At 73.3% G+C, this 15,602-nt stretch carries 14 protein-coding genes and 1 pseudogene; 7 read left to right on the forward strand and 8 right to left on the reverse strand.

Annotated elements, in window-relative coordinates; translation table 11 throughout:
* Window positions 1–24 precede the first annotated feature (24 nt).
* Together MRQ36_RS00005 and MRQ36_RS00010 are read right to left on the reverse strand one after the other, a co-directional pair.
* The gene (locus MRQ36_RS00005; protein ID WP_242791209.1) at window positions 25–498 is read right to left on the reverse strand and encodes a DUF742 domain-containing protein; all 474 of its coding nucleotides are present in this window, start codon (window positions 496–498) and stop codon (window positions 25–27) included.
* The gene (locus MRQ36_RS00010; RefSeq protein ID WP_242791210.1) at window positions 495–956 is read right to left on the reverse strand and encodes a roadblock/LC7 domain-containing protein; all 462 of its coding nucleotides are present in this window, start codon (window positions 954–956) and stop codon (window positions 495–497) included. The genes MRQ36_RS00005 and MRQ36_RS00010 overlap by 4 nt, the downstream gene beginning before the upstream one ends.
* 416 nt (window positions 957–1,372) lie before the next feature.
* Between MRQ36_RS00010 and MRQ36_RS34255 the strand changes: the two are divergent.
* Window positions 1,373–1,687: pseudogene (locus tag MRQ36_RS34255) on the forward strand (DUF3500 domain-containing protein); the annotation flags it as partial.
* A gap of 182 nt (window positions 1,688–1,869) precedes the next feature.
* On the opposite strand, the gene MRQ36_RS00020 reads toward MRQ36_RS34255, so the two are convergent.
* The 6 genes from MRQ36_RS00020 to MRQ36_RS00045 all read right to left on the reverse strand — a co-directional run bounded on the left by MRQ36_RS00020 (window position 1,870) and on the right by MRQ36_RS00045 (window position 9,654).
* Window positions 1,870–2,370 (reverse strand): DUF2231 domain-containing protein, encoded by a 501-nt coding sequence (locus tag MRQ36_RS00020; protein WP_308194760.1) that lies wholly within the window; start codon window positions 2,368–2,370, stop codon window positions 1,870–1,872.
* 77 nt (window positions 2,371–2,447) lie between these two features.
* Window positions 2,448–3,188, reverse strand: a complete 741-nt coding sequence (locus MRQ36_RS00025; RefSeq protein WP_242791214.1) for a GAF and ANTAR domain-containing protein — start codon at window positions 3,186–3,188, stop codon at window positions 2,448–2,450.
* Between the two features lie 187 nt (window positions 3,189–3,375).
* Window positions 3,376–5,670 carry an accessory Sec system translocase SecA2 gene (secA2, locus tag MRQ36_RS00030; protein ID WP_242791217.1) on the reverse strand — a complete coding sequence of 765 codons (2,295 nt, stop codon included), beginning with the start codon at window positions 5,668–5,670 and terminating at the stop codon, window positions 3,376–3,378.
* 110 nt (window positions 5,671–5,780) lie between these two features.
* The gene (locus tag MRQ36_RS00035; protein WP_242791219.1) at window positions 5,781–7,523 is read right to left on the reverse strand and encodes an ABC transporter ATP-binding protein; all 1,743 of its coding nucleotides are present in this window, start codon (window positions 7,521–7,523) and stop codon (window positions 5,781–5,783) included.
* A 30-nt stretch (window positions 7,524–7,553) separates the two neighbouring features.
* Window positions 7,554–8,642, reverse strand: coding sequence for a zinc-binding alcohol dehydrogenase (locus MRQ36_RS00040; RefSeq protein WP_242791221.1), 1,089 nt, complete (start codon window positions 8,640–8,642; stop codon window positions 7,554–7,556).
* Window positions 8,635–9,654 (reverse strand): Gfo/Idh/MocA family protein, encoded by a 1,020-nt coding sequence (locus tag MRQ36_RS00045; protein ID WP_242791223.1) that lies wholly within the window; start codon window positions 9,652–9,654, stop codon window positions 8,635–8,637. Before MRQ36_RS00045 ends, MRQ36_RS00040 begins: the two co-directional genes overlap by 8 nt.
* Window positions 9,655–9,900: 246 nt before the next feature.
* On the opposite strand from MRQ36_RS00045, the gene MRQ36_RS00050 reads away from it, so the two are divergent.
* The 6 genes from MRQ36_RS00050 to ctaD all read left to right on the forward strand — a co-directional run bounded on the left by MRQ36_RS00050 (window position 9,901) and on the right by ctaD (window position 15,561).
* Window positions 9,901–10,881 carry a glucosyl-3-phosphoglycerate synthase gene (locus tag MRQ36_RS00050; protein ID WP_242800762.1) on the forward strand — a complete coding sequence of 327 codons (981 nt, stop codon included), beginning with the start codon at window positions 9,901–9,903 and terminating at the stop codon, window positions 10,879–10,881.
* Between the two features lie 46 nt (window positions 10,882–10,927).
* The gene (locus MRQ36_RS00055) at window positions 10,928–12,073 is read left to right on the forward strand and encodes a glycosyltransferase (RefSeq protein WP_242791225.1); all 1,146 of its coding nucleotides are present in this window, start codon (window positions 10,928–10,930) and stop codon (window positions 12,071–12,073) included.
* Between the two features lie 111 nt (window positions 12,074–12,184).
* On the forward strand, window positions 12,185–12,700 hold the full coding sequence (locus tag MRQ36_RS00060) for a DUF4383 domain-containing protein (RefSeq protein WP_242791227.1): 516 nt from the start codon (window positions 12,185–12,187) through the stop codon (window positions 12,698–12,700).
* 35 nt (window positions 12,701–12,735) lie between these two features.
* The gene (locus MRQ36_RS00065; protein ID WP_242791228.1) at window positions 12,736–13,158 is read left to right on the forward strand and encodes an STAS domain-containing protein; all 423 of its coding nucleotides are present in this window, start codon (window positions 12,736–12,738) and stop codon (window positions 13,156–13,158) included.
* Window positions 13,155–13,466 carry an ATP-binding protein gene (locus tag MRQ36_RS00070; RefSeq protein WP_242791229.1) on the forward strand — a complete coding sequence of 104 codons (312 nt, stop codon included), beginning with the start codon at window positions 13,155–13,157 and terminating at the stop codon, window positions 13,464–13,466. The genes MRQ36_RS00065 and MRQ36_RS00070 overlap by 4 nt, the downstream gene beginning before the upstream one ends.
* Window positions 13,467–13,554: 88 nt before the next feature.
* Window positions 13,555–15,561: a cytochrome c oxidase subunit I gene (gene ctaD, locus MRQ36_RS00075; protein ID WP_242791231.1), complete on the forward strand. Its 2,007-nt coding sequence runs from the start codon at window positions 13,555–13,557 to the stop codon at window positions 15,559–15,561.
* Window positions 15,562–15,602: the final 41 nt, after the last annotated feature.

Below are 15,602 nucleotides of genomic sequence, written 5' to 3' on the forward strand. Positions count from 1 at the left end.
CCGCCCGCCGACGGGACGGGCCATTCAGGAGATCGCACGGAGTCCATCAATCAGTCGCAGGATGAGGGCCGGGTCGAAGACGTCCTCGGTACCGCCGACGTGCACGTCGAGGTGGCCGGCGGCGCGCAGGTCGCCGACCAGGACCCGGGTCACGCCGAAGTGCATCCGCATCCGGGCGGAGATCTCGGCGACCGAGATCGGCTCGCCGCAGAGCGCGACGATCGCCTGGAGTTCGGGGGCGAGCCGGGACGACACCGCCCACGAGCCGGTCTCCGGGCGGGCGGTCACCTGGGTCTCCAGGCCGATCGCCGGGTCGGCTCCGGTCGTCCGCCCGGCGGTCAGCACGAACGGTCGCGGGCTGGCCGGCCGGTCCGGGCCGGTGTCGACCCCCTCCGGCTCCGCCGGCGGGGGCGGGCCGGCGGGGGACGACCGCAGGTAGGGCCGGATCCGGACGGCGGGGTCCGGATCCGGTTCCTCGCCGGCGACCTCGGGGGTCATTGCTGAACGGCGTTCTTCAGCTCGGCGATGAGGCGCGGGGTCAGCGCGCCACCGGCCCGCCCGGCGAAGAGCGTCATCTCGTACGCGACGGTGCCGAGGTTGGCGGACCGGTCCGCGACGACGCCGAGCACCGAGCCGCTGCTGATCGCGCTGATCAGCAGGTAGCCCTCGGCCATGTCGACGATCACCCGGTTCAGGCCGCCGAGGGCGTACCAGCTGGCGGCGCCGCCGGCCAGGCTGGTCATCCCGGACACCACGGCGGCGAGCCGTTCCGCGTTGGAGCGGTCCTTGATCGCGGACATGGCCATCAGCAGGCCGTCCGAGGAGACCGCGATCGCCTCCATCACCCCCGCGGTGCTGGAGGTGAACGAGTCGAGCAGCCAGTTGAAGGTGCGGGCCTCCGGGCTGAGCTCGCCGGGGTGGCTGTCGACGTTGTCGTGCAGGAAAGGGCTGGTCACCGTGATGATCCCTCTTCGTTGCGGCGGTCTGGACTGACTTCGCGCAGAGCACGGGCGACGCCCGCCTCGAACTGGGTGATGAGGTCGCGTACCTCGGCCGGGTCGCCGGGGTGCGGGCTGGGCGGTGGTGCGTGCGGTGCGGTGACGGTGAGGTTCGCCCCGGGGACCCGCCGACTGAGCCGCGGTCGCTCGGGCGTGGGCTCCACCGGTCCCGCCGGGTCCGGCCCGACGACGCCGGCCCGGGTCGGTTCGGTCGTGGCCGCCCGGAAAGCTTCGGCGGCGTCCGCCCGGATCGCTTCGGGGACGTCGGCCCGGATCGGTTCCGGGACGTCCGTCCGGATCGGCCCGGTGGTGCTCGGCCGGGTGCGTTCCGCCCGGAGGATGCCGGACTGGAACTCCTCGACCAGCGCGCGGACGGCCGCCGGGTCGGCCGGCTCACGCCGACCGGCCGGGCGCTGCTCGACCGGCTCGTCGCGCTCTACCTGGACCGGCTGCCACCCGAGCTGGCCGCCCGGGAGGCGAGCCGGCTCGACGGCGGTGAGCTGCACTTCGCCTGGGCCGGCCCGACCTCGCCCGGCCGACAGCACTACTACCGGGTGCAGGGCGACGACCTGCTGATCGAGTACGACAACACCACCGACGACGGCAACCACGCGCACACCGTGCTGCGCCACCCCGCCACCGACTTCGGCCCCGATCCCCTGACCACCCACCACACCCACCACCACTGACCGTGACCCGCTCCCGGCGGACCCCGCATCGCCTCGCTCAACTCGCGGACGACCGCGTCTACCCGCCGTGATCACGCTCGATCCTGGATCGAGTGGCATCCGGGCGAGTGGATGGCCACTCGATCCAGGATCGAGCGGCCAACCCGCCGACGCGGAGGTGGTCAGGCGAGGCGTGGGACGGGTCAGGCGCGGGGGCGGACGATCTCCACGGTGGAGCCGGCGACACCGTGCAGCGCCTCGAAGCCGCTGGGCTCGACGCGGCTGTGGTCGAACTGGCGCATCAGCCGCGCGCCCAGCGCGACGCCGAAACCGCCGAGCGCGAGGGCGACCAGCTCGGTGGCGAGCAGGGCGCCGGTGGCACCGCGCTGCGGCGAGTGCGACCGGATCAGGCAGACGAGCAGGAAGAGCCCGGCCATCGCCGCGTTGACCAGGTTGAAGGTCACCGCCGTCCGGCGGGTACGGCCGGCCCGGACGTCCCACAGGTCGACCATCCCGGCGAGGGTGGCGAGCGCGGCGGCGGCCAGCGCGGCGACCGACGTCCAGTAGCCGACCTCCCCGAGGAAGGCCGGTCCACCGGCCACGTCGGCCAGGTCGAAGACGGCGGCGCTGACGAAGAGCCCGAACGGGAACGTCACCAGCATCGGTTGGATCGGATTTCCGTGCACCCTCAGCCGGCTCTCCATCGGTTCCTCCCCAGATTCGCGCAGCTCACCAGTCCAGGGTGCTACCCGAGCGCCACCGGGGCGAAACGAAACCCCGCTCAGCTCTCCCGGGGCCGGGAGACGGTGACCACCAGCCGCTCGGCCACCTCGCGCAGCGGAATGTCCAACGAGGAGGCGGCGCTGCGGAGCACGTCGAGCGCCTCGGGCGCCGGGCAGCCGCGCTGGGTCATGATCACCCCGATGGCCTGGCCGACGACCCCCTTCTCCAGCAACGTGCTGTCCAGCGCGTCGGCCTGGGCGGCCCGTCGCTCCCGGTCCCGGACGGCGGCCAGCAGCAGTCCGGCGTGCTCGGCGAGGAGCATCGCGGTGAGCTGGTGCCGGGCGGTCAACGGGCCGGCCGCCCCGCCGTACAGGTTGATCACCCCGATCACCTGCTCGTCCACGTCCACCGGCGCGGAGATCACCGCCCGTACGCCGAGGTTGCGCGCCCGGGCGGTCCAGGCCGGCCAGCGTGCCTCCTGGTCCAGGTCGGACGCGGTGATCATCTCCCGGCGGTGGATGGCGCTCATGGCGGGCGAGTCCGGGCCGTGCCGGAGGTCGTCCAGCTCCGCCAGCTCCGGGTCGGAGGCGGCCACCCCGGCCGGCTCGCCGGCCCGCAGCGCCGTGAACCCGCAGCAGGTGACGCCCTCCACCGCGTCCCGGGCGATGCGGACCAGCTCGGTCAACGCCTCGTCGAAGGTGGTCACCGCGATCAGGCCGGCGGTCAGCTCGCGCAGCAGCGCGGCGGTCTCCAGGGCCCCGAGCGTGTCGATCATGGGTTCCCGCGTGTCCAGGTTCACCGGGTCACGGTCCCCGCCACCCCCACGCACGACCACGCGGTGTCCCGGTACGGCGCCATTGCCTGTGTCATCCGCCTGCCTCTTCCCGACTCGAAAGCCCCGGGCTACTACCCTCGCAAATCAGCGCCGAAACCACGCAAAGGGGTCCCACCCGGCGACGGTACGCCGAACGGGACCCCTGAGCAGGTCAGCGGGAGCCGGAGATCAGCCGCCGCCCCACCGAGGCGATCAGCCGGTCCAGCTCCGAGCCGAACGGGTTGTCGTGCACGAGGTAGGTCCAGGTGGCGGTGGGCCGGACCAGCTTCGAGGCGTCCGGCTCCCAGTCCTCGCCGAACTCGGTCTCCTCGAAGGTCGCGATCGTCCGGGCCTCGATCTCCGGGATCAGCGCGTTGAACGCCGGCACCGCGCTGCGGTGGAACTCGTCCAACGGGTCGAGCCGCCCCAGGGCCCGCAGGTGTACGCCCTCGCGGACCTCGGAGAGCTCGGCCAGGTGCTCGGCCCAGAGCCGGTCGAGGTGATAGAGGGCGATCGACCGGGCGGCCCGGGCGAGCAGGTCCTCGTCCATCTCGCCGGCCTTCTCGGGCACCCGCTCCAGCAGCATCAGCGCCGCGATGTCGCTGGTCAGCAGCCGCTCCCGCCGCTCGGCGAGGGCCTTGCGCTGCTGCTCGATCACCACGCTGTAGCGCCAGGTGTTGCGGTGGATCTCGTGGTTGACGCCCTCGGCGACCCGCTGGGCGTGCTCCACCGCGTAGTCGACCTGCGGATCGGTGACCAGACCGTCGGCGTTCATCCGCGGCGACGGCGGGACCGTGTCGCCGGCGTGCCGGACCACCAGGTCGTCCTCCAGGCTGACCAGGAAGACCGACCCACCCGGGTCGCCCTGCCGGCCGGCCCGGCCGCGCAGCTGGTCGTCGACCCGGCGGCTGTCGTGCCGGCCGCTGCCGATCACGTAGAGCCCGCCCAGCTCCGCCACCCGGTCCCGGTCGGCCTGGTCGCTGCCGCCGAGCCGGATGTCGACGCCCCGACCGGCCATCTGGGTGGAGACGGTCACCGCACCGTACGCGCCGGCCTCGGCGATGATCGCCGCCTCGTCGTCGTCGTTCTTGGCGTTGAGCACCACGCAGGGCACCCCGGCGGCGTGCAGGCCGGCGGCCAGCCCCTCGGACTCCTTCACGTCGAGGGTGCCGACCAGCACCGGCCGTCCGCGCTCGTGGTTGCGCCGGATCTCGTCGATCAGCGCCTCTTCCTTCTCCGCCCGGGTGGCGTAGATCCGGTCCGGCTCGTCCTCCCGGACGCACGGGGTGTTCGGCGGGATCACCGCCACCTCGAGGCCGAAGAACTCGCGCAGCTGGTCACCGACGAGCACCGCGGTGGCGGTCATCCCGCACACCGTCGGATAGAGCGCGATGTACGCCTGCACGGCGATCGTGCCGAGCACCTCGCCCTCGGCGGTGGCGTCCAGCCCCTCCTTCGCCTCGACCGCCGCCTGCAGCCCGTCGGGCCAGCGGCGGCGCTGGGCCACCCGGCCGCGCATCTCGTCGATCAGTTCCACCGAGCCGTCCCGGACGATGTAGTCGACGTCGCGGTGCAGCAGGGCGTACGCGTGCAGCGCCACGTTGACCGCGGAGAGCTGGCCGACGTGTTCCTCGTCGTACAGGTCGATGCCGCCGAGCTTGGCCTCGACGGTGGCCAGGCCGGCGGAGGTGAACGCGACGCTGCGACCGTCCTCGGCGACGGTGTAGTGCCGGCCCCGCCGCAGGCCACGGACCAGCGCGGCGGCGGCGTGCACCGGGTCCTGCTCGCCGGCGACCGCGCCCGCGAGGACCATCGGCACCCGGGCCTCGTCGATGAGGATGGAGTCGGCCTCGTCGACGATGGCGGTCCGCAGCGGCGGCTGGACCCGGTCCTCGAGGTCGGTGACGAGCTGGTCGCGGAGGAAGTCGAAGCCGGCCTCGCTGACCGACACGTAGGTGACGTCGCAGCCGTACGCGGCGCGCCGCTCGTCGGGCGTGGATGCCTCGTTGACCCAGCCGACGGTCAGCCCGAGCAGCGTGTAGACCGGTGCCATCCACTCGGCGTCGCGGCGGGCCAGGTAGTCGTTGACGGTGAGCACGTGCACCGGGCCGTTGCCCATCCGGACGTGCCCGTACGCGGCGACGGTCGCGGTGAGCGTCTTGCCCTCACCGGTGGCCATCTCGGCGACCTTGCCGGACAGCAGCGCCATCGCGCCGAGCAGCTGCACGTCGTACGGCCGTTGGTCGAGGCCGCGGCGGGCGGCCTCCCGGCCGATCGCGCAGATCTCCTCGTAGCCGCTGGCGGTCGACGCGGCCTCGGTCAGCTCGGCGTCGTCGAGCTGCCGCAGCTCCTCCTCGCGCGCCTCGACGGCGGGGAGCAGCTTCTCCAGCGGGGCCAGGTCGACCGTCGTCCCCGGGCGCTGGAGGAACCGCCGGAACCTGCTCTTCAAGCGTTGCGACACACCCATGAGCGGCAACGGTACGCGAATCGGGGCCCGTTGTGCGGCCCGGCCGGCGCCGGGTCGCGCGGGTGTCCGGAATCCGCCCTGTCCGCCCAGCTCAGGAGGGTTGGCGCGGGTCAGCTGACGAGGAGCTGGTGGGTGGCGAGTTCGCGGTAGAGCGGGCTGGTCACGGTCAGCTCGTCGTGGGTGCCGACGGCGACGACCCGACCGCCGTCCAGGACCACGATCTGGTCGGCGTCGACGACCGTGGAGAGCCGGTGCGCCACGATCAGCAGCGTACGCCGGACGGCGACCGCGTCGATGGCCCGGCGCAGCGCGGCCTCGTTGCGGGCGTCGAGGTTGCTGGTCGGCTCGTCGAGCAGCAGCACGGGCGGCCCGGCCAGCAGCGCCCGGGCGATGGCCAGCCGCTGCCGCTCCCCGCCGGAGAGCAGCACCCCGCCCTCCCCCACCTGCACGCCCAGCCCTTCGGGGGCGCGGTCGGCGAGGTGGCCGAGGTTGACCTCGGCGAGCACGGCGCGCAGTTCGTCGTCGGTGGTGTCCGGCGCGGTGATCAGCAGGTTCTCCCGGAGCGTGCCGGCCAGCACCGGCGCCTCCTGCTCGACGTAGCCGAGCCGGGACCGCAGCGCGTCGCGGGGCAGCTCCCGCACGTCGGTGCCGGCCAGCCGCAGCGTCCCCTCGGTGACCTCGTAGAAGCGTTCGACCAGGGCGAGCAGGGTCGACTTGCCGGCACCGGAGGGCCCGACCAGCGCGGTCCGGGTGCCGGCCGGCACGGTGAAGGTGACCTCGCGCAGCACCGGCGGACCGCCCGGATAGCCGAACCCGACCCCGTCGAACTCGACCGCGACCGGTCCGGCCGGGAGCGTCGCCGGCCGGGTCCGCCGGTCGTCGGCCCCCTCCACGGGTACGTCGAGGATCTCCTCGATCCGGGCGAGGGCGCCCAGCCCGGTCTGCAGCTGGGTGTAGGCGTGCACCGCCTGGCCGAGCGGCAGCACCAGGAAGAACAGGAACATGACGAAGGCGACCAGGTCGCCGACGCTGATCGCCCCGGCCGCGACCCGGGCCCCGCCGACGGCGAGGACCAGCAGGAAGGCGCCCTGCATGGTGACCGTGCCGACCGGCCCGACCACCGCCTGCACCCGGGCCACCCGCAGCCCCGCCGCGTACGCCGACTCGGCGCTGCCGGCGACGGCGGTGGCCTCCCGGTCCTCGGCCCGGCTGGCCCGGATGGTGCGGGCGGCGGAGATGGCGCGCTCCACCGCGGAGGTCATCTCGCCGACCCGTTCCTGGGCGCGGCGGGCCAGGCCGCGCACCCGGCGGGCGACGGTGAGGGCGAAGCCGACGCCGAGCCCGACGGCGGCGAGGGTCACCCCGAACAGCGGCGGGTCGAGCAGCAGCATCGCGGTGCCGGCGCCGAGCACCATGACCGCGCCGGTGACCGTCTCGAAGAGGCCGGAGGTGACCACCGCGCGCAGCAGGGTGGTGTCCGAGCCGACCCGGGACAGCAGGTCACCGGTGCGGCGGCGGTCGTACTCGGCGATCGGCAGCCGCAGCAGGTGCCCGGCCAGCCGCCGCCGGGTGCCCAGCACCAGGCCCTCGGCGGTGCGTTGCAGCAGGTAGTCACGGATGCCACCGACCACGGCGGCGGCCACCACCAGGGCGACCAGCAGCGCCACCAGCGCGCCGATCGGCCGGGTCGCGGTCATCCGGTCCAGCACGGCCCGGGTGAGCAGCGGCTGCCCGAGCGACGCCGCCGCGCCGGCCAGCGACAACGCGCCCACCACGGCGAGGGTGCCGCGGTGGGCGCGCAGGTAGGGCAGCAGGGCGGCCAGCCCCGGTGGGCGGCCGACATCGGTGGTCATGACAGCACCGTATCCGGCGCCGGCCCGGCCTCAGCGGGTGAGCACCACCTGGAGTTCCTGCCGACGACGCTCCGCCAGGTCGGTCAGCAGCGTCGGGGCCTGGTCGAACGGCACCACCGCCGAGACGAGGTGCTTGCGGATCTGGTCGCCGTACTCGCGCAGCAGGTCGATGGTCTCCCGGGACAGCCGCTCCCGGTCCCAGGTGGGGGCCAGGCCGCGCGGCACCCGGCCGATCTGGGCGCAGCGCAGCGTCAGGCCGTTGTGGTGGAACTCCTCACCGAACCGGACCTCGTCCGCGCCGGCCTGGTAGAAGGCCAGGTCGACGACGGTGCCCTGGGGGCGCAGCAGGCGCAGCGCGAGCTGCAACGCCCAGGCCTGCCCCCGGCACTGGAAGACCACGTCGGCGCCCCGGTCCCCGGCGGCGTGGTTCCACCGGGTCTTCAGCACCACCGCCGGGTCGTCCGCCTCCGGGTCGAGGGTCTCCAGGCCGAGCGCCTCGGCGACCGCACGACGCTGCGGGGTCGGGTCGAGCACCACCACGGAGGCAGCGCCGTGCCGCTGCGCGAAGAGCGCGGTGAGCAGCGCCACCACCCCGCTGCCGACCACCGCCACCCGGCGGCCCCGGACCCCGTCGCCCAGCGACCGTACGTCGGTGCCGCAGAGGTCGGCTGCGGCGTGCAGCAGCCCGTTGGCGCAGATCGGGCCCATGTGCGCGACGTAGACGCCGAGCAGCGGATCGAGGTCGTCGGGGAGCGGGACGAAACGTTCGGCGACCGGGTCGGCGACGTAGCCGGTGCGGTGGCCGTAGGTCATCGCACCGACGGTGCCGACGGTGACCGCCGGGGTCCGGCTCTCCACCACCCGGCCGACCTGCATGTAGCCGAGCCGGTTCACCGGGTAGGGGGTGCTCGCCGCGCCGGGCTGGAAGAGGCCGAGGTCGCCGTTCCAGGTGACGTTCAGGTAGGGGTTGGTGCCCTTGACGAAGCTGAGTTCGGTGCCGGCGGACACTCCGCTGTAGAGGGTCTCCACCCGGAAGGTGCCCTCGCGCAGCTCACCGGCGTCCTGCTCGACCAGTTCCACCTGGCCGGGCCCGCTGACCACCACGACGCTGTCACGCATCGACGGTCACCCCCGCTGCGACGGCGGTGGCGGGCGCGGCGGCCGGACCGGTCGGCAGCGCCACGCTGCGTCCGGTCCGGGCGGACTCGGCGACGGCGAGGGCGAGCCGCTGGGTGCGCAGCGCCTCCGCGTACGGGACGCGGACGTCGTCGCCGACCCCACGGACCGCGTCGACGAAGGCCCGGTCGACGGCCACCCGGGCGCCGTCCGGATCGGCGGGCAGGTGCCGCTCGCCGTCGGCGTCCCGCACGGTCAGGCCGTCCTCGGCCAGCGACAGCGCCAGCCCGTCGGCGAGGATCTCCAGGCCGGCCCGGTGCTTCCAGGTCAACACGCAGGCGGCGGCGAGGGTGCCCACCGCCCCGCTCTCGAAACGCATGGTGGCCGCGGTCACCGAGTCGATGTCGGCGCCGTCGACCGGCGGCGGGGTGCCGTCGCCGTACGCGGTCACCTCGGTCGCCTCGCCGACCAGCGCGCGGACCAGGTCCAGCACGTGCGCGGCCTGTTCCACCACCGGGCCGCCTGACCGGTCCCGGCGGGCCCACCAGGCCACCGGCGGCACCTTGTCCAGCCACGCGCCGTTGACCATCCGGACCGGATGGTCGGCGAGCAACTCCCGCGCCTGTTCCACCACGTGCAGGTAGCGCCAGTGGTGGCCGACCGCGGTGAGCAGCCCACGCCGCTGCACCAGCTCGGCGATCCGCTCGGCGGTCTCCAGGTCCACCGCGACCGGCTTCTCCACGAACATCGGCACCCCGGCCGCGATCACCGCCTCCTCGACGGGCCCGTGCGCGAACGGCGGTACGCAGACGTACACGGCGTCCGGTCCGGCGGCGAGCAGTTCGTCCACATCGGCGAAGGCCCGGGCGCCGTGCGCCCCGGCGAGCGCCTCGGCCGCGCCCCGGTCGACATCGGTCACCCCGAGCAGCTCCACGTCGTCGAAGCCACCCAACACCCGCGCGTGGCGTTGCGCCACCCCGCCGGCCCCTACCAGTCCCACCCGGCACGTGCGCATTCCATCGGCCCTCTCGCCACGGTTCACGGATACGTTTCAGCTCTCCCCCTGCCGGCACCGGGCCAAACCCGGCGGGTGGCGCAACGAGACGTTCATCCCCGGAAAACCTGCCGGTGTCCGATACGTGATCAAGCTGATAGGAACAATCCGGTTAGCGGGCTGCGCGAACTGGGAAAACATTGTCTGCGTTTCCGCCACGACCAGGGGGTGCCTGTGCGGGATACAGAACCGATCGTCTCACCGGTGGTGGAGGCCTGGGCCACGTATCGGACGACGTCGGCGGCCGAGTGGCCGGCCCGGCGGCTGATGCGGGCCAAGGGCGACAGCCGGGTCAGCGTGGTGCTGCCGGCACGGAACGAGGAGTCCACCGTCGGGGCGATCGTGTCGACGATCCGCGAACACCTGATGGACCGGGTGCCGCTCGTCGACGAGCTCATCGTGGTGGACTCCCGGTCCACCGACCGGACCGCCCAGGTCGCCCGCGCCGCGGGCGCGGAGGTGGTCGGTCAGGACGCGATGACCCGGGGCCTGCCCCGACTCACCGGCAAGGGCGACGCGCTCTGGGCCGGCCTGGCCGCGGCCCAGGGCGACGTGGTCGCCTTCATCGACGCGGACCTGCGGGAGTTCCGCCCGCACTTCGTCACCGGCCTGATCGGGCCGCTGCTCACCGACCCGTCGGTGGACTTCGTGAAGGGCTTCTACCACCGGCCGTTGGTGGGGGCGACCGGGGTGGAGGCCGACGGCGGCGGCCGGGTGACCGAACTCATGGCCCGCCCGCTGCTCAACCTGTTCTGGCCGGAGCTGGCCGGTTTCGTCCAGCCCCTGGCCGGTGAGTACGCCGGCCGCCGGGAAGTGCTGGAGCGGGTGCCGTTCGTCTCCGGCTACGGGGTGGAGACCGCGATGCTGATCGACCTGCTGGAGCTGGTCGGTCTCGACGCGCTGGCCCAGGTCGACCTCGGCGAGCGCAAGCACCGCCACCAGGACACCGCCGCGCTGGGCCGGATGTCCGCGCAGATCATGCTCACCGCCTGGTCCCGCCTGCAGCGGCGCGGCTGGGCGAGCCCGGGCACGATGCCGGCCGCCCTGCTCACCCAGTTCCGGCGGGGCGGGTCCGAGGCGCTGCCCAACCTGGAGCGCGAGATCGTCGTCAACGACGTCTCGATCCAGGAGCGCCCGCCGCTGGCGGAGCTGCGCCACCGGGTGCCCCGCCGGCGGGTCGCCGCGTGACCGCCGTCAACACGTCGATCCCCGTCCAGGGAAGGGACACCGCACGATGAGTCTCACCGTTCTGATGAACGCCGGTCCCTGGTTGTCCGTGCCGCCGCCCGGTTACGGCGGCATCGAGAACGTCGTCGCGACCCTGGTGCCGGAGCTGCGGCGGCTGGGCGTGCGGGTGGTGCTCGCCTCGGTGGAGAGCAGCACCCTGCCGGTCGACGAGAAGATCTCGGTCTTCCCGGACGGGCAGTTCCACGCCCTGCAACGGCCGTACAACCAGGTCTGCGGGGTGTCGCAGGCGCACCTGGGCGGGGTGGTCCGGGCGCTGCACTCGCGCGACGACATCGACCTGGTGCACGACCACGTGGAGGCGGTCGGGCTGGCCACCATGGCCGCGATGGGCCCGGACGCGCCGCCGGCGCTGCACACCCTGCACTGGGACCTGGCCAAGCACCCCGAGCTCTACGGCCAGCTCGACGGCGGGGACCGGGTCCGGGTGAACGGGGTCTCCGCCTCGCAGCTCGCCCGCGCCCCGCGCGCCCTGCGCGACCACTCGGTGGGGCACGTGCACCTGTCCACCCCGCTCGCGGTCGGCGCCGACCGGCGGCCCCGGGTCGACAAGGGCGACTACATGATCATTCTCGGTCGGATCAACCCGGGCAAGGGACAGGACGTCGGTGCCCGGCTGGCCCGGCAGGTGGGCTTCCCGCTGGTCCTGGCCGGGCCGGTCGGCCCGTACCACCGGCCGGAGGACCTGGCCGCCGCCGGTGACGAGGCCCGGCAGAACCCGGACGTCCGGTTCTTCTACGACCACGTCGCCCCGCACATCGACGGCGACCTGGTCCGCTGGGTGGGCACGGTGGCCGGCCAGGAGCGCGACGACCTGCTCGCCGGGGCCCGCGCCTCGCTGTTCCCGCTGCGCTGGGAGGAGCCCGGCGGCACCGCCGTGGTCGAGTCCCTGGCCCTGGGTACGCCGGTGGTCGCCACCGCCCGGGGCTGCCTGCCGGAGCTGATCGAGCACGGTCGTACCGGCCTGCTCACCGGCGACGAGGAGGAACTGGGCGACCTGGTCCTCGCCGCCGACCTGCTGGACGAGGCCGAGTGCCGGCGGGAGGCCGCCGCCCGGTTCACCCCGGCGGTGATGGCGCAGCGCTACGTGGAGCTCTACGAGCGGGTCCGCCGGCTCGCCCTGCAACCCGCCTGAGGTGTAAGGAGGGGCCCCTTGTTAACACCCGTCTGTTAATAAGGGGCCCCTCCTTCGTTTGGGGTCGGGCGGGACGGGAAAGCGCCGGTGCCTCGATCCGGGGAGGGACCGGTGACGAACTCGACGGCTCACGCCCGGGCCCGCCGCAACCCGGCCGACGGCCGCGCCCCGGTACGCCGGGCGGCCGGCGGCCTCGCGGTCCTCTTCCTGCTGCTCGGGCTGCTCGGCTTCGTGCCCGGGGTGACCAGCGGCTTCGCCGACCTGCGCTGGGCGGGCCACCACTCGGGGGCGATGCTGCTCGGCGTCTTCCAGGTGTCGGTGCTGCACAACGCCGTACACCTGCTCTTCGGGGTGGTCGGCCTGGCGCTGGCCCGGACCGCCGGTGGCGCGCGGACCTGGCTGGTCGGCGGCGGCGCGGTCTACCTGGTGCTCTGGCTCTACGGTCTCGCCGTCGACCAGCGCAGCGCGGCGAACTTCGTCCCGGTCAACGACGCGGACGGCTGGCTGCACCTGCTGCTCGGCGCCGCCATGATCGCGTCCGGTCTGCTCACCGGACGTGACGCGCATCGCCACCGACCAGGCCCGGGCGGGCGGCCGGTGCGGTTTGGCCGGCCGGGGCGCGGGTAGTTTGCAGGCCTGCGAAACCACCGAAACGAGGCCTGATGTCCACCGGTATCAGCTGCGAGGTCCGCGACGAGGCAGCCGTCACCGTCGTCCGCCTCGCCGGCGAGCTGGACCTGTCCACGATGCGCTCGCTGCACACCGTGCTCGACCACTGCCTCACCGCGCAGCCGGACGCGCTGGTGGTGGACCTGTCCCGACTCGCCGTGACCGACCCGCTGGCCCTGTCGGTGTTCGCGGCCGCCGCCCGCCGGGCCGCCGACTGGCCGGCCGTGCCGATGGTGCTCTGCTCCCCGCCGCCGGAGACGGCGACCTGGCTCGCCGAGACCACCGCCTGTCGGGTGGTGCCGGTACGGCAGGACTGCGCCGAGGCGACCGCGGTGGCCAACGCCGCCGCCGCCCCTCGGCTGCGGGCCCGGCTGGAACCGGTCGCCGGCGCCTGCCGGCGGGCCCGGAGCTGGTGACCGACGCCTGCGGGCGGTGGAACGTCCCGGAGCTGGCCGGTCCGGCCTCGCTGGTGCTCAGCGAGCTGGTCGGCAACGTGGTCCGGCACGCCGGCACCCCGATGCAGGTGACGCTGACCCTCCGCCGGCCCTACCTTCAGCTGGCCGTGGCCGACGGCAGCCGGCGGGCGGCGTGCGCCGCGACCGGCCGTGACCTGCGCGCCGAGGGCGGCCGAGGGCTGCTGCTGGTGCGGGAGCTGACGCAGCGCTGGGGCAGCGCCCCGGCCGGCGACGGAAAAGTCGTCTGGGCACTGCTACCGGCGATCTGACCGAAATTATCCTTCTCGCCTGGTTACATGGGCGGAAGGGCGGGTAGGCACGCCCGTCCTTTCTGTCCTGACGACGGGGTGAGAAGCCATGCCCAAGCGGGTAGTCACGGAACCGGCCCGAGACCGGGGGCCCGCCATCCTGGCACCGGCCCGGTTCGGCGGTTACCCGGGACCGGTGCGCGGAGCGGTCAAGGGCAGCTCGCTGATCAAGCTGCTCGCCACCACCGACGCGAAGCTGATCGGGCTGCTCTACCTGGGCACCTCGTTCGCGTACTTCCTCGTCGGCGGCTTCATGGCCATGCTGATCCGCGCCGAGCTGGCCCAGCCGGGCATGCAGTTCCTCTCCCCCGAGCAGTACAACCAGATGTTCACCATGCACGGCACGATCATGCTGCTGCTCTTCGCGACACCGATGGTGTTCGGGTTCGGCAACTATCTCGTCCCGTTGCAGATCGGCGCCCCGGACGTGGCGTTCCCCCGGCTCAACGCCTTCGCGTACTGGCTGTACTTCTTCGGCGCGCTGATCGCCGTGGGCGGCTTCTTCACCCCGCAGGGCTCCGCCGACTTCGGCTGGACGGCGTACACCCCGCTGAGCACCGCGCAGCACAGCCCCGGGGTGGGGGCCAACATGTGGGTGGTCGGGCTGGCGGTCTCCGGCCTGGGCACCATCCTCGGCGCGGTCAACCTGATCACCACGGTGCTCACCCTGCGGGCCCCCGGCATGACCATGTTCCGGATGCCGATCTTCACCTGGAACCTGCTGCTGACCAGCGTGCTGGTGATCCTGGTCTTCCCGCTGCTGGCCGCCGCGCTCTTCGCACTCGCCGCGGACCGGATCCTGCACTCCCACGTGTTCGACCCGACCACCGGCGGACCGATGCTGTGGCAGCACCTGTTCTGGTTCTTCGGGCATCCCGAGGTCTACATCATCGCGCTGCCGTTCTTCGGCATCATCACCGAGATCATCCCGGTCTTCTCCCGCAAGCCGATCTTCGGCTACACCGGTCTGGTGCTCGCCACCATCGCCATCACCGTGCTGTCGATGAGCGTCTGGGCGCACCACATGTTCGCCACCGGCCAGGTGCTGCTGCCGTTCTTCAGCATCCTGAGCTATCTCATCGCGGTCCCCACCGGGGTGAAGTTCTTCAACTGGATCGGCACCATGTGGAAGGGGCAGCTGACCTTCGAGACGCCGATGCTCTTCGCCGTCGGTTTCCTGGTTACCTTCCTGCTCGGCGGCCTCACCGGGGTGCTGCTGGCCAGCCCGCCGGTGGACTTCCACGTCACCGACACCTACTTCGTGGTGGCCCACTTCCACTACGTCCTCTTCGGCACCATCGTCTTCGCCGCCTTCGGCGGGCTCTACTTCTGGTTCCCGAAGATGACCGGCCGGCTGCTCGACGAGCGCCTCGGCAAGGCCCACTTCTGGACCATGTTCATCGGCTTCCACGCCACCTTCCTGGTGCAGCACTGGCTCGGCAACGAGGGCATGCCCCGCCGCTATGCCGACTACCTGCCCAGTGACGGCTTCACCACGCTGAACATGATCTCCACGATCGGGTCGTTCGTGCTCGGGGCGTCCACCCTCTTCCTGATCTGGAACATCTGGAAGTCCTGGCGGTACGGCGCGATGGTCACCGTCGACGACCCCTGGGGCTTCGGCAACTCGCTGGAATGGGCCACCACCTGCCCGCCCCCGCTGCGCAACTTCGACCGGATGCCGCGGATCCGCTCCGAACGGCCCGCCTTCGACGCCAAGTACGGCACGCTCGTCGCCGACCTCGGCCGGGACCTGCCGCAGCGGACCACCAAGCCGCCACAGCACTTCGCCGAGGAACTGCGCCACGAACGGCACCGCCCCGAGTCGCCGGCCGCCGAGGGGGCGCACGGCGCCCGCGCGGCCGTCGAGTACCAGCCCGCCCCGCAGTCCGGGGCGCGGCCGGTGGTGGTGCCCGAGCCGGAGCAGATCCGCCGGCCGAGCTTCGAGGAGACGGACGTGTCCGAGGAGGCCGAACCGGGCACGCCGGGCCAGCCACCGCAGGAGACCGAGCGGTGGCGGCACCCGCGCGGCCACGGGGACACCCCGGAACACTGACGGGCACACCGGAGGGGCCGGCGCCATCGGGCGCCGACCCC

This window comes from Micromonospora sp. R77 (assembly GCF_022747945.1).
Classification (GTDB): Bacteria; Actinomycetota; Actinomycetes; order Mycobacteriales; family Micromonosporaceae; genus Micromonospora.